Raw genomic sequence first — 13,675 nt, forward strand, 5'->3', positions numbered from 1 at the left:
CGCTTTTTCTTTTTCCGCATATAACGATTATATACAGTCAAAAAAGGGAAGAAAAAAAGAACACAAAGCATTTCGCCTTGTGTTCTTCATCTCTATATGAAACTAGTCTAATACTTTAACATTTACTGTTCTGACGCCCCAGTTGTTAGCGTCAATTTTATTTGCAACAAATACGTCAATTTTATTTCCTTTAATTGCGCCGCCTGTATCTGCTGCTGTTGCCACTCCGTAACCTTCAACATAAACCTTAGAGCCAAGCGGAATGACACTAGGGTCTACCGCGATGACTTTTGCATCAGGGTTTTTGTTTAAGTCAACACCGGTTGCCGTTACACCGGAAATGCCGCCGTCGTTAGCAGAGTAAGCAGTTGCAGTCATTGTCAGCTGCTTTTTAGGCTCTTGTTGGTTTGTATTTGATTGAACAGGCTGCTGTTTTGCTTCGACAGCCTTCGCTTCTTGTTTAGGTTGTTGTTCTTGAACAGGTTCTTGTTTCGGCTGCTCGTTTTTGACAGCTTCTTGTTTCGGCTGTTCTGTCTCGGCAGCTGGTTTTTGTTCAGTTTGCGGCTGGCTGGCTTCTTGAGCCGGCTGTGCAGCCTGAGCCTGACCTTTCACATTTAACGTTGTGCCTGCGTAAATTATATCTGATTGCAAGTTATTCAAGCTTTTCAGATTGCCGACTGATGTTCCGAATTTCTGAGCAATTTTCCAGAGGCTGTCGCCCTGCTTCACTGTGTACTGCCCAGATGTGGTTGTTTCTACTGAAGAAATAGTCAGTTTCTCTCCTTCAATGATTAAATCAGAAGATAACTGATTCCATTCTTTTAAGTCCTTTAGGTTCACTCCGTTTTTTTGCGAGATCCCCCAGAGCGTGTCACCCTTTTGCACCGTGATTTCTTTAGCAGAAGCGTGAGCTCCAAATGCAGTTGTTGAAATTGCTGCAACTGCGACAAAGGACATAATCGTCTTCTTCATAAGTAAATCCTCCCTTGTTAGCTTTTTATTGGCGGCTAACAGGTGATATCGTAACATATGAAAATGTCAGTTCAATAACAAAACGATTTGAATTAGATTACAGTTCCTTTACATGAAACATTTCTCTCGCTTGGTAAGTCTTGCTGAAACCCTGATACAGCAAGGGTTTTCAAGCTTCTGATTTTTCCGGCGCGAATGAAAAACACAATGTGCAAATTTCTAAAAAAACTTTTTTTCACTCTGTTTCTCTTACATAATTTCGGATTTCTTCTAAAAAAACTGCTCCGTATTTCAATCTTTTTTGTTCCCCGACCCCTTTTACGGAAAGAAGATCCTGATCTGTTTTCGGAAGTTTCGCCGACATTTCTTTTAACGTCTGATCTGAGAACACGACAAATGGAGGCACACCCTGTTCAGCTGCAATCTCTTTGCGGAGACGCCGGAGAAGCTCAAATAATTCATCATTTTCGGTAACGGCGGCGGCCTGTAAAGCTTCTTTTCTCGCGACTGCGCTTTTTCCAAGCAGAACGTCCCTGCCTTTTTGGGTGACCATAAGCGTCGGAAATGTGCCGTCCGCCATTCTGATATATTCATCTGAAATAAGGAATTCGATAAAATCACTGATTTCCGATGCGGATTGATGCTTCATAATGCCGTAAGTGGACAGGCTGCTGAAGCCGTTTTCCAGCACTTTTTTATTTTTAGACCCGCTAAGCACCTGCGCCACCATCGTTTTTCCGAAGCGCTCATTCATTCTGATGATGCATGACAATACCATCTGCGCTTCTTTTGTGACGTCATGGGCGGTCCTTGTATCAGTGCAATTGCCGCATGCTCCGCAAGCTTCCGCCTCATTCTCGCCGAAATACTTCAGAATAAACCGCTGCAGGCAATCTTCCGTATGGCAGTAATCCACCATCTGTCTCAGTTTTTTGAGATCCTGCTTTTGTTTTTCTTCTCCGGCGGCCGATTGGTCTATTAAAAAACGCTGCACCATAATATCCTGCGGCGAAAATAAGAGCACACACTCGCTGTTAAGACCGTCGCGCCCGGCCCGTCCGGCTTCCTGGTAATAGCTCTCCATATCTTTCGGAATCTGCGCGTGTAAAACGAACCTGATGTTGCTCTTATCGATTCCCATTCCGAAAGCGGACGTAGCTACCATCACTTGTATCTGATCGTTAAGAAACCGCTCCTGCTGGTCTTTTCTGTCATCATCCGCCAATCCGCCGTGATAACGGCCGGCATTGATGCCGCTGCGTTTTAATTTCTCATATAAACGGTCGGTTTCTTTTCTTGTCGCTGTATATATAATGCCGGCTTCGTGTTTATTTTTTTCCAGATACCGCTCGATAAACCGGTCTTTGTTTTCGCCCTTTACTACTTTAAACGTTAAATTCTCTCTGGCAAAACCGGTATATACAGTTTGTTCTTTCTTAATATGAAGCTGCTTACAGATGTCATCATGAACCTCAGGCGTAGCCGTCGCCGTTAATGCGATGATGACGGGCGGTTCTTTTAATTCATTAAAAAGGATTTCGATATTCCGGTAACTCGGCCTGAAATCATGTCCCCATTGCGATATACAGTGAGCTTCGTCAATGGCGACAAGAGGAACCGTAATATTCTGCAGGATGTGAATGAATTCAGAAGAAGTCAAACGCTCCGGTGTGATGTAAAAGAGCCGGTAAGCCCCTTGTTTCAAACCGGTCAGGCGCTCATGAATGTCACGGCTTGTCTGAGTGCTGTTAATATAAGCTGCCGCGATACCCGCTTCTTCAAGCGCGTCGACTTGATCTTTCATTAAGGAAATAAGAGGGGAAATAACGATTGTGGTTCCTTCAAACAGCAGTGCGGGAATCTGATAGCAGATTGATTTTCCGCCCCCCGTCGGCATAATGCAGACCGTGTTTTTTCTCTCCTCTGCAACTGATTGTATCGCCTGCTTTTGGCCCGCGCGAAGACTGTCGTAGCCAAAATAATGCGCCAGAAGGGATTGGGCTTTCTCCAGCATATGTTGTAAAACCTCACTTTGTCTTTGATTCTTTTATTTTATCATACTGATAAAGTACGCTGCTCAAGGGCAATTCAAAATAAAAAGCCATCTCCGCAAGGGAAATGGCTTTCGCTACGTATGCCGTACGCAAGTAAGAAAGTTTTAAACCACCACTCCTCAAAGTGGGTGTTTGCAGAAGCGTTCCTGTCGTCCTCTGCAATGGAGGCATGACATTCCGGCTTCGATATAAAACTCCCTATTACAGCTTAAAGGTTAAAACTTAATTAACAATACGAACAATGTAGCTTCTCTTATATCCTACACCATCAGTCGTATTTTGGCAAGAGGGTTAATTCTTTTACAGAAAACCTTTTTTCTATGTGAAAAATGCTTTATTCTACATAAAAATTGTTTTTTCGACAAAATATCAATATATCAATATAAGATCAGATCGAAAGCTGCCGCCAGTTTCTTCTATAATAGAAAAAACTCTCACACCCTGTAGGGCGCAAGAGTTAATGAAAATTAGAATTTTGCAGCCAGATCTTTCGCTTCTTGCAGTCCTTTTTCAATGATCGCTTGAGCGTTATCCGGTGCAGCATTATGGCCTTCAACGACAACAGTGTGAAGATCTTGGACACCCCAGAAACCGAGAACGGTTTTCATGAAGTTTAATGACATTTCAAGAGATGCCATCGGTCCTTCAGAATATACGCCGCCGCGTGCGTTTAAGAGCGCTACTTTTTTATCTCCCATCAGACCTTTTGGTCCTTCAGGCGTGTATGTGAAAGTAACTCCTGCGCGAGACAGGTAATCAACATAAGTATGAAGCACGGCAGGCACTGTGAAGTTCCAAAGCGGGAATGCAAACACGACTTTGTCAGCTTTGACAAATTGATTTAAGTAAATGTCAGCAGTTGACGCTTGTTTTTTCTCTTCGTCTGTCATTTCAATTCCTTTTGAAGCTTTAAATGTTCCGTTAATCATATCTCTTCCGAGGTAAGGAAGGTTTTCTTTATGAAGATCAAGTTCGATCACTTCATCATTCGGATTGTTTTCTTTATAAGCAGCCAGAAACGCTTCGTATAATTTTACGGATACGCCTTCTTCAGCCGTACGGTCACTTGATTTTACAAATAATACTTGAGACATTCTAAATTCCTCCCGCTAATCTTTTAATATTTACTTACAAATAGTATGTTACTTTCTTTTTTATATAAAGTCAATGATTTTATTTCGATTTTGAGATTTTTTATGGAATAAAAAAACAGGTACATATGAATGTACCTGCTGCTATTATTGTGAATCCTGCTCACGATCCAGGATTTCGTATGTTTGTGAGCTTTTTTGATCAACGGTTTCTTTATTTGAGAGGTCTTTCACCTGCTCGTGAAATTCCCTTTCATATGACGGTGCGTCTGTTTTCACATCCCCTTCTGTTTCTCGCTGCGCTTCGACGGTCATTCTGGCGTACGGCACGGCTTCAAGTCTTTCATAAGGAATTTCTTTTCCCGTTTTCTCGCAAATCCCGTATGTTCCTTTATCCATTCGTTCAAGCGCGGCGTTCACCTCATCTAAAAGATTCTGATCGACACCGTCCAGCGTTTGATTCGTGACCCTGTCCAAATAAATGCTTCCGTGATCAGCTAAGTGATTATCTACTCCGTTCGACAGTTCTCCTGTGTCTTCGCTCATTGAATGATTTTCTTTTGATTCTCCCTGAAGACTTTCCTTTAAATCGATTAATTTATGATAAAGGCTGTCCTGCTGTACTTTTGATAATGACATATTCATCATCTCCTTTTTCGTCTGTGTTCTTCGCTGCATCTGTTAATACATACCCTTGAAAAAGGAGGCTGAAACAACGGGGTCAATGCTTTCTCCCCCTGATGGTGACATTGGGTGTCTGCTGCTTTGTCTGTCTTTTTTCTTTCGCAGCATCATTTTGCGGGTTGTCCCGAAATTCTTCAGCGCAGGCTTGTTTGAGCCTGTGCGCCGGTGTATGGTAAGTGGCGCCGATATTCAGCATACCGCTTAGCTCTTCTATACTCAGCTTTTCAAAATCAATATTGTATTCAACCTTGTCCACTTTGACGTGCTCAATATGGACATATGTTTTTTCCCCTTCAACCGTCTGCGGCTCAAAATGACACTTATCCTGAAGCTCATCAAGCTGTTGTTCCACTTTCTTAAGCCGGTCTAAATCTTCTTCACACACTTTTTTGAAAATCTCTTTCATTATTTTTTTCAAAGAAAATCACTTCTTTCCCCGTCACTCTTGGAAAGTTCTATGCGTCCCGCATTGCGAATATATAAACATGATATACAAAAAGGAGGCGAATCATGATGTTTTTTCCATCCGTTATCAATTTTGAGTATATAAAAATGAACGGAATCAGCGGCGGAGCAACTTTTAACACCGGCTCTTCCGTTATGGTGAGAAACACAGCAGCCAATAAAAGAAATGAAGGGTACGGTGAACAAAACGGTGATTGCACCGTTGTCGTCATCCCTATCATGAGTATCGATGATTCAGATCTGATAGATGGCACAGCAAACAAGATCAGCCTTCGATAATGATCTGGCTTGCATCCCCCAGATGTTTAGCAATCGATATATATAAAATCCCGTCTTTGAATACCGCCTGCATTCCCTTTGTTCCCTGAGCGGAATGCGGAAGGTCGAGTTTTTTTTCAAAATCGCCGTATTTTCCGGTCTTCTGTTTAAAATCCTGTTCATTAAAAAAGGATTTTCTCGTGCCTTTTACGACGATATATTCTCCGTAGGACAGCAGCTGAACATCTTGTTTCCGGTAGCCGGGCAGATACAGTAAAAATTGGAGCTCATCATGGGTTTCCACAATATCTATAAGAGGAAAAGCATCCTCATTTCTTCTCATTTGCCCATCTCCCTGTTGAAAGGGAAAATGAGAATGGCCGTTTTGAAATGATTTCAGTTGTTCATCATCAAAAACGTTTTTCCAAAAGTCGCCGCCGGACATGTTTTGCGCCATTTCCATCCATTGCTTCATCTTATCGAAATCCATTTTTATCGCCCCCTGTCTAAGCATACGGTCATAACAGCCGGCATACACCTGTATTAAAGGAGGTTTGCCTGTGGTTCAACCAACTCCATATATCAATATTAATATTTTCATGTTGAAAATTAATTCCTTTGAAAATGCTTCAGCGGTGAATGTCGGACAAAATTTACTGGCGGAATGGCAGAATTCTGATAAAAAGAATCAGGGATACGGACAGAACTTCGGAGATGCAAGCGGCTTCATCGGCACGAACGGCAAAGTGGATGACCGGGATCAAATTGATTCTCCATCTACCTTTGAGTCTGCATGCGATAAAATCCCTGCCGGAAAAGGAGGCCCATTATGATGTTTTCGCCGGTTTTGGTAAATGTAGGAGGCTTTAAAGTAAATGCAGTCGACCGCGGTTCTTCCATTACGATCGGCCCGTATCAGCAAATCGATTATTTTTTATCCAATAAGATCAACTACGGATTCGGTGAAGAAAATGGTGATTTGGCGCCGATTTATATCCCCATCAGTTCTATTGCTGATCCGGATCTCATTGATTCGAACTCCGGAAAAACAAGCATTATATAATAAAAAGGCCATCCGCATGCATTCGGATGGCTTTTATGTGATATTTAACTGCATAAGTATTTTGTTAAGATGGCTTGAACCTCAGTCAAGTCCGTTTCTTTTGCAAATTCCAATTCGAAAGTTTTTCCCCTTGTCATTAATACAAGCCCGGTATCGGGATCAAACATCCCCGCTTCTTGAATGGCGAAGCTTTCAATTGTTTTATATGGAAGAAATACGCGCACTTTCTTTTTGGAGAACATTTTATTATCAAAGAAAATCACTCGTTTATTCGTAAAGCATATTTGGTCAACCCGCAGTTTATAAATCGTTTCGATCCGTTCTCCCTCAACGAGCAAAGCCTCCAGCTTTTTTGTGTCGGTTGATCTGCTGACAGAAAAAATTCCCAATGAAGAACCCCACTTTCTGCTTCTATACTATTGTTTTATTACAATCATAAAAAAATAAGTTCTTTATCCCTATATAAGAATACGACATAGACGGCATTTAAACCATTACGAACAGATTACATTTTTAGAACGTTCATCAAAAAAGCCCTTCGCGAAAGGTGCCGCTGTTATGAAGTAGTACGGTTCAGCGAAAGAAAAGGTTTCAAGAAAACGGTATTTTTTTCGAAAAGTCAGTTTTTTATCTTCGCCATAAAAAACCGCGGCTTCTCCAATGCCGCGGTTTCAACAAAACATCAACGATCCGTATCTTCAATTGTTCCTTCTTTATAGGTATCTGAAATTTGTTCCATCGTCGTGTCGGTGCCTTCTTCTGGTTGCACTTGCTGAAGCTGATCTGATGTTTTATTTTGTTTGTCTTGCTCTGTTTTTTTCATTTTGCAGCCACCCTTTATATGTAGTCTTTTTTAGTATGGCTCAGGCAAAATGAATTCATTCAGCTTTAAACTTCTTCAAAATACTCTTTGTAGAAGCCTCCGACTTTGTTTGTATTGTCTACAACAAAAATGAATTCTTCTGTTTCATTTTTGACTTCATACTCTTTACCCGGCGTCAGCACATTTTTGACAATGTATTTTTTCGCATCTGTATGTACGCATTTGACCTTTTTGACGCTTTCTTTTGTCTGCCAATTATTATGAATCATTTATAAAACTCCTTTTCTTAATCGATAAGCTTATTGTAGCCGTTTTTTCTTGTGAATTGCAATAACGGTTATCAATTGATTTTACCGGGGCTGTTATTATAGAATGACTGTATGCGCTTACTTTGCGCGGACATCAAGATGCTCAAAACAGACCATAAAAAAATTTCGGGAGGTTTGTTACGAATGAGTTCTTTAACGATGCAGATCACAAAAAGGCTGGAAACATTTTTACAGGGCACGAAGAAACTTTATATTGACGGAAAATTTGTTCCGAGCGCTTCAGGATCAACATTTGTCACACCGAATCCGGCAACCGGAGAAACGCTGATGACGCTTTACGAGGCACAGTCAGAAGACATTGACAGTGCAGTGAAAGCGGCACGCAAAGCCTTTGATCACGGCGAATGGCGCACTATGCCGGCCGCTTCCAGAAGCAGGCTGATGTATAAGCTTGCCGATTTAATGGAAGAGCACAAAACGGAACTCGCGCAGCTTGAAACACTTGACAACGGAAAACCGATTAATGAAACGACGAATGGGGATATCCCGCTTGCAATTGAGCATATGCGTTATTATGCCGGGTGGTCTACAAAGATAACCGGACAAACAATTCCGGTCGCCGGCTCATATTTTAATTACACCCGCCATGAGCCTGTCGGCGTCGTGGGGCAGATCATCCCTTGGAACTTCCCGCTCCTTATGGCGATGTGGAAAATGGGCGCCGCCCTTGCCACAGGCTGCACAATCGTTTTGAAACCGGCCGAGCAGACACCGCTGACCGCCCTCTATTTAGCGGAATTAATAGATCAGGCGGGCTTCCCTGACGGCGTCATCAATATTGTTCCAGGGTTCGGCGAGACGGCCGGGGAAGCGCTGACCAACCATGACGATGTCGATAAACTCGCTTTTACCGGTTCTACAGAAATCGGCAAAAAAATCATGGAAAAAGCCGCAAAAAAAATTAAACGCGTGACACTGGAGCTTGGCGGAAAGTCACCTAACATCATTTTGCCTGACGCCAATTTGAAGAAAGCCATTCCCGGCGCTTTAAACGGGGTCATGTTTAATCAGGGGCAGGTATGCTGCGCAGGCTCCCGGGTCTTCATTCACAAAGACAAATATGATGAGGTCGTCAGCGAAATGGTTTCATATGCGAAAACGCTACAGCAAGGCGCCGGCCTTCACCAAGATACACAAATCGGCCCGCTCGTCAGTCAGGAACAGCATGAGCGCGTGCTTTCATATATTGAAAAAGGAAAAGCGGAAGGAGCCAAAGCTGTCGCGGGCGGCAGCTGTCCGTTTGAAGAAGGGTATTTTGTCTCCCCGACTGTATTTGCGGATGTGGATGACAGCATGACCATCGCAAAAGAAGAAATTTTCGGCCCTGTTTTAGCCGCCATTCCGTATGATACGGTAGATGAAGTCATTGAGCGGGCGAACCGCTCGGAATACGGCCTTGCAGCCGGACTTTGGACTGAGAATGTGAAAAACGCCCATTACATTGCTGACCGTCTCCAAGCCGGCACCATTTGGGTCAACTGCTACAATGTTTTCGATGCGGCATCTCCTTTCGGCGGCTATAAGCAATCCGGCCTCGGGCGGGAAATGGGCTCTTACGCGCTGAATAATTATACAGAAGTGAAAAGCGTCTGGATCAATCTGGAAGATTAATCAAACAAGAAACTGCTGCCTGTCAGCAGTTTCTTTCTTTTGTCATGCCGCCTTTTACATATGAATATATATGCTTCTGAAGGAGTTGAGCGAGTGTGAGCACAATTCATGAAAACGTCAGAAGCCGCCAAAAGAAAACCATCTCCCTATTAAGAGAAACGCAAAATGCGGACGGCTCATGGTCATTTTGTTTTGAAGGACCGATTTTGACAAACGCCTTTCTGATCCTCCTCCTCACTTCTCTTGGAGACAATGATAAAGAACTGATCGCTGAGCTTGCAGAAGGCATTCGCGCTAAACAGCGCCCGGACGGAACTTTTGCCAACTATCCTGATGACCGGAAAGGAAATGTGACCGCCACTGTACAGGGCTATGCCGGCTTGCTGGCTTCCGGTTTATATAGCCGTTCTGAGGCGCATATGATTCAGGCCGAACGCTTTATCATCTCAAATGGCGGCTTGCGCAACGTACACTTCATGACAAAGTGGATGCTTGCGGCAAACGGCCTTTATCCATGGCCCGCGCTGCATCTGCCATTATCTTTCTTAGTCATTCCCCCATCCTTCCCGCTGCATTTTTACCAGTTCAGTACATACGCCCGTATTCATTTTGTACCGATGGCCGTGACGCTTAACAAAAGATTTTCGCTGAAAAATCCCAACGTTCCGTCTCTCGCGCATTTAGATCGGCATATGACTAAAAATCCGTTTACATGGCTTCGTTCCGATCAGGATGAGAACAGAGACCTCTCTTCTCTTTTCGCGCACTGGAAGCGGCTTTTGCAGATTCCTGCCGCTTTTCACCAGCTCGGTCTGCGTACGGCCAAAACGTATATGCTTGACCGGATTGAAGAAGACGGCACATTATACAGCTATGCGAGCGCCACTATTTTTATGGTGTACGGCCTGCTCGCTCTCGGTGTATCGCGCCACTCCCCCGTTATCAGAAAAGCACTTGCCGGCACGAAAGCTTTGCTCACGTCTTGCGGCGATATACCGTACCTGGAAAATTCAACGTCGACCGTTTGGGATACGGCGCTTCTCAACTATGCGCTTATGAAAAGCGGCATCTCAGATAACGATCAGATGATAACCAGCGCCGCCCGGTTTCTGCGTGAACGGCAGCAGACGAAAGTCGCTGATTGGGCCGTTCACAACCCGCATGCTGAACCGGGAGGATGGGGTTTTTCAAACATCAATACAAATAATCCTGATTGTGATGACACAGCCGCAGTGCTCAAAGCCATTCCGCGAAAACTTTATCCCGCCTCATGGGAACGCGGACTGAGCTGGCTTTTGTCCATGCAAAACAGTGACGGCGGCTTCTCTGCTTTTGAGAAAAATGTCAATCATCCGCTGGTCCGCCTGCTGCCGCTGGAATCGGCTGAGGAAGCTGCCATCGATCCCTCAACAAGCGACTTAACCGGACGGGTGCTGCACTGTTTAGGAGAAGCGGGGCTTTCTTCTGATCACCCTCAGATTGAAAAGGCCGTCCAATGGCTGATCCGCCATCAAGAAGAGGACGGATCGTGGTACGGCAGATGGGGTGTCTGCTATATTTACGGCACATGGGCAGCGCTGACAGGGATGAAGGCTTGCGGCGTGAGCCAAAACCACCCGGCCGTGAAAAAAGCGATCCGCTGGCTGAAGTCCATTCAAAACGAGGACGGAAGCTGGGGGGAATCCTGTAAAAGCGCAGAAGAGAAAACCTATGTTCCGCTTTCTTACGGGACGCTTGTACAGACGGCTTGGGCGGCCGAAGCTTTGCTGCAATACGAAAAAACTCATCATCAAGCCGTCACAAAAGGCATATCTTTTCTTATTGAAAACCGGCATTACGAAGGAGCCGCTTTCAGCTATCCGACCGGAATCGGCCTGCCGAAGCAGTTTTACATCAGGTATCACAGCTACCCGTATGTGTTTTCTTTGCTTGCGCTCAGCACTTTTATGAAAATGAGTGAAAAGGAGGAAGAAAAATGAAACGGCACGCTTATCAAACCGAAATGCTGAATTGGTGTGAAACCTTGAAGGAACAAGTTATTCAGCAAGGTCGGTTCGATCGCTTCGCGGCACAAATCGACCGGATTTTTCACACCCTTCAGGATGATGGATTAACGGAGGCGGAATGGTACGAACAGGCATCAGCACTTTACCGGGACATTACTGAACCCGAAGAGCCGGATGAGCGCAGAGCTTATGTGCCGATCGGCAAGCATGTCCTCCCTAAACTGCCTTACAGTTATTCCGCACTGGAACCGTATATTTCAAGAGAGATTATGAAACTTCACCATACAAAACACCATCAGAGCTATGTTGACGGTCTGAATAAAGCAGAACTGGAGCTCAAAAAAGCGAGACAGACGAAACAGTACGACTTAGTGGCGCATTGGGGGCGGCAATTGGCGTTTCACGGCGCGGGTCATTATTTGCACAGTATTTTCTGGTTTTCGATGAATCCAAACGGAAAAAGACGGCCGACGGGGGCGCTCTTTCAAATGATTGATGTGTCATTCGGAAGCTACTCCGCTTTTAAAGAGCAATTTTCTCAAGCGGCGAAAAAAGTCGAAGGAGTCGGCTGGGCTATCCTAGTCTGGGCGCCGCGCGCCGGGCGGCTGGAGATTTTGGCCGCTGAGAAGCATCAGCTCTACAGCCAGTGGGACGTCATTCCTTTGCTTCCGCTGGATGTGTGGGAACACGCTTATTACTTACAATATAAAAACGACCGAGCGGCTTACGTGGATCAATGGTGGAATGTCGTTGATTGGCGGGAGGCGGAGAAACGGTTCGAGCAAGCGCACCGCGTGATATGGCCGCTTTATTAAAAAGGCCCCCGTCTTGAACGGGGGCCTGCTTCTTTTGGTTTAAAAAATACCAAGCACGTGCAGAAAAACGATAATAATGGCTACAGGAGCTACATAACGGATTAATAGGAGCCAGACTGCAAACCATTTTCGTTTTATACCGGAACCGCTTTTCAGTTCGTCAAACAGCATCTGTTTCGGGATTTTCAGCGGTACGAAAACGGCAATTAAAAGCGCGCCCAGCGGCATTAAGACATTGCTGACCAGAAAATCCGCAGCGTCAAAAATACTGCGGTGAAAAATAGAAACATCACTCAAAATTCCGTACGACAGCGCCGAAGGGACCCCGACAATAAATATAGCAAGTCCCCCGATCCATGCATACCGCTTCCGTTTTGCCGAATCGCCTTTTGACAAAACAGCAACTAAAATTTCAAGCATTGAAAAAGCCGATGTCAGCGTCGCAAATAAAAACAGCAGCAAAAAGGCGAGTAAAAACACGATGCCCAACGGCATTTGGTTAAAGACGGTCGGCAGCACGTTAAATAAAAGCTGCGGGCCTTGATCCGGCTTGAGGCCGAATGCAAACACCGCCGGAAAAATCGCCACTCCCGCCATCACAGCAACAAGGACATTTAATACCGTCACCGATACGGCGGATTGAACAATATTTTCTTCTTTTTCTAAATATGCGCTGTATGTAACCATTACGGACACTCCGACGCTTAACGAGAAAAATGATTGTCCCATCGCATATAAAATGGTATTGGCATCCATCGCGCCAAAATCAGGCATAAAAAAGAATTTTAATCCTTTTGCTGCATCATGCAGCGTAACGGAGCGGATCATTAAGAGAATAAACAGAATAAACAGAGCCGGCATCAGCACCTGGCTCACTTTTTCAATGCCGCTGCTCACCCCTTTTGACACAACTAAAATCGTCAGCACGATAAACAGCAGCTGGCCGAAAACGGCTGCATAAGGATTTGAAATGGTATCGATAAATAACGTATCAAATCCCGAAGAAAGCGATAAGCCGCCTGTAAAGCCTTTTATAATGTAGATTAATATCCATCCCCCCACTACGCTGTAGAAGGATAATAGAATAAAACACGTAATGATTCCGAGATATCCGATCCAGTGCCACTTTTTCCCCGGCGCGAGCGCCTTATAGGATTCAACGGCGTTTTTTTGTGTTTTTCTGCCGATAATAAATTCAGCAAGCAAAAGCGGCAGTCCGATTAAAACAGTAAATAAAATAAAAACAAGCAGAAAAGCGCCGCCTCCGCTGGTTCCCGCTACGTAAGGGAACTTCCATATTGCGCCGAGCCCGATTGCAGAGCCGGCCGTAGCTAAAATAAATCCCAGCTTAGATGACCATTGATTAGCTTCTTTCACTTCAGCACTCCCAATTCATTTCAGTATAAAAATCAATTGTAAGAATATATGTCTGAATAGTCAAGAAGATGTTAGTTTACATAATAATTTTATTGAAAACTTATATTTAATATTGAATTATTCAGAA

Annotated in this window: 16 protein-coding genes and 1 other RNA gene; 6 read left to right on the forward strand and 11 right to left on the reverse strand. The window is 44.3% G+C overall.

The annotated features are described in order from the left end of the window. Positions 1 to 102: 102 nt before the first annotated feature. The 6 genes from BR62_RS0105005 to gerPC form a co-directional block, all read right to left on the reverse strand. Entirely contained in the window at positions 103 to 972 is an 870-nt protein-coding gene (locus tag BR62_RS0105005; RefSeq protein WP_032869960.1) for a LysM peptidoglycan-binding domain-containing protein, read from the reverse strand. 235 nt (positions 973 to 1,207) lie between these two features. Next, positions 1,208 to 2,986, reverse strand: coding sequence for a DNA helicase RecQ (gene recQ / locus BR62_RS0105010; protein WP_032869962.1), 1,779 nt, complete (start codon positions 2,984 to 2,986; stop codon positions 1,208 to 1,210). Positions 2,987 to 3,093: 107 nt separating this feature from the next. After that, positions 3,094 to 3,279, reverse strand: a non-coding RNA gene (gene ssrS, locus BR62_RS19040) — 6S RNA. 214 nt (positions 3,280 to 3,493) lie between these two features. After that, complete coding sequence (locus tag BR62_RS0105015) at positions 3,494 to 4,120, reverse strand: FMN-dependent NADH-azoreductase (protein ID WP_003153791.1); 627 nt, start codon at positions 4,118 to 4,120, stop codon at positions 3,494 to 3,496. 144 nt (positions 4,121 to 4,264) lie between these two features. After that, entirely contained in the window at positions 4,265 to 4,756 is a 492-nt protein-coding gene (locus BR62_RS0105020) for a TraR/DksA family transcriptional regulator (protein WP_025284851.1), read from the reverse strand. 82 nt (positions 4,757 to 4,838) lie between these two features. Continuing rightward, the gene (gene gerPC / locus BR62_RS0105025) at positions 4,839 to 5,219 is read right to left on the reverse strand and encodes a spore germination protein GerPC (RefSeq protein ID WP_007407981.1); all 381 of its coding nucleotides are present in this window, start codon (positions 5,217 to 5,219) and stop codon (positions 4,839 to 4,841) included. Positions 5,220 to 5,311: 92 nt separating this feature from the next. Here gerPC and BR62_RS0105030 point away from each other — a divergent pair, with 92 nt between their 5' ends. Continuing rightward, a complete protein-coding gene (locus BR62_RS0105030; RefSeq protein WP_012117743.1) occupies positions 5,312 to 5,545 on the forward strand; it encodes a hypothetical protein in 234 nt (77 codons plus the stop codon). On the opposite strand, the gene BR62_RS0105035 is transcribed toward BR62_RS0105030, so the two are convergent. After that, positions 5,532 to 6,014 carry an Hsp20/alpha crystallin family protein gene (locus BR62_RS0105035; protein WP_003153787.1) on the reverse strand — a complete coding sequence of 161 codons (483 nt, stop codon included), beginning with the start codon at positions 6,012 to 6,014 and terminating at the stop codon, positions 5,532 to 5,534. The genes BR62_RS0105030 and BR62_RS0105035 overlap by 14 nt on opposite strands. Positions 6,015 to 6,084: 70 nt before the next feature. Here BR62_RS0105035 and BR62_RS0105040 point away from each other — a divergent pair, with 70 nt between their 5' ends. After that, a complete protein-coding gene (locus BR62_RS0105040; protein WP_003153786.1) occupies positions 6,085 to 6,357 on the forward strand; it encodes a hypothetical protein in 273 nt (90 codons plus the stop codon). Next, positions 6,354 to 6,587, forward strand: coding sequence for a hypothetical protein (locus tag BR62_RS0105045; protein ID WP_003153785.1), 234 nt, complete (start codon positions 6,354 to 6,356; stop codon positions 6,585 to 6,587). The genes BR62_RS0105040 and BR62_RS0105045 overlap by 4 nt, the downstream gene beginning before the upstream one ends. 44 nt (positions 6,588 to 6,631) lie before the next feature. Here the strand turns inward: BR62_RS0105045 and BR62_RS0105050 are convergent, their stop codons facing one another. The 3 genes from BR62_RS0105050 to BR62_RS0105055 all read right to left on the reverse strand — a co-directional run bounded on the left by BR62_RS0105050 (position 6,632) and on the right by BR62_RS0105055 (position 7,679). Next, entirely contained in the window at positions 6,632 to 6,976 is a 345-nt protein-coding gene (locus BR62_RS0105050; RefSeq protein WP_003153783.1) for a PH domain-containing protein, read from the reverse strand. Positions 6,977 to 7,269: 293 nt separating this feature from the next. Then, positions 7,270 to 7,410, reverse strand: coding sequence for a DUF4025 domain-containing protein (locus tag BR62_RS19480; RefSeq protein ID WP_003153781.1), 141 nt, complete (start codon positions 7,408 to 7,410; stop codon positions 7,270 to 7,272). 65 nt (positions 7,411 to 7,475) lie between these two features. Then, a complete protein-coding gene (locus BR62_RS0105055) occupies positions 7,476 to 7,679 on the reverse strand; it encodes a DUF6501 family protein (RefSeq protein ID WP_007407979.1) in 204 nt (67 codons plus the stop codon). 183 nt (positions 7,680 to 7,862) lie between these two features. On the opposite strand from BR62_RS0105055, the gene BR62_RS0105060 reads away from it, so the two are divergent. From BR62_RS0105060 to BR62_RS0105070, 3 genes are all read left to right on the forward strand, one after another. Next, complete coding sequence (locus BR62_RS0105060) at positions 7,863 to 9,350, forward strand: aldehyde dehydrogenase family protein (protein ID WP_032869964.1); 1,488 nt, start codon at positions 7,863 to 7,865, stop codon at positions 9,348 to 9,350. 95 nt (positions 9,351 to 9,445) lie between these two features. After that, complete coding sequence (locus BR62_RS0105065) at positions 9,446 to 11,329, forward strand: terpene cyclase/mutase family protein (RefSeq protein WP_007407977.1); 1,884 nt, start codon at positions 9,446 to 9,448, stop codon at positions 11,327 to 11,329. Beyond that, positions 11,326 to 12,171 (forward strand): superoxide dismutase, encoded by an 846-nt coding sequence (locus BR62_RS0105070; protein WP_007407976.1) that lies wholly within the window; start codon positions 11,326 to 11,328, stop codon positions 12,169 to 12,171. Before BR62_RS0105065 ends, BR62_RS0105070 begins: the two co-directional genes overlap by 4 nt. Positions 12,172 to 12,210: 39 nt before the next feature. Here the strand turns inward: BR62_RS0105070 and BR62_RS0105075 are convergent, their stop codons facing one another. Further along, entirely contained in the window at positions 12,211 to 13,548 is a 1,338-nt protein-coding gene (locus BR62_RS0105075; RefSeq protein ID WP_032866237.1) for a sodium-dependent transporter, read from the reverse strand. Between the last annotated feature and the right edge of the window lie 127 nt (positions 13,549 to 13,675).

The organism is Bacillus sp. UNC69MF, assembly GCF_000746035.1.
In the GTDB taxonomy this organism is placed as follows: Bacteria; Bacillota; Bacilli; order Bacillales; family Bacillaceae; genus Bacillus; species Bacillus velezensis.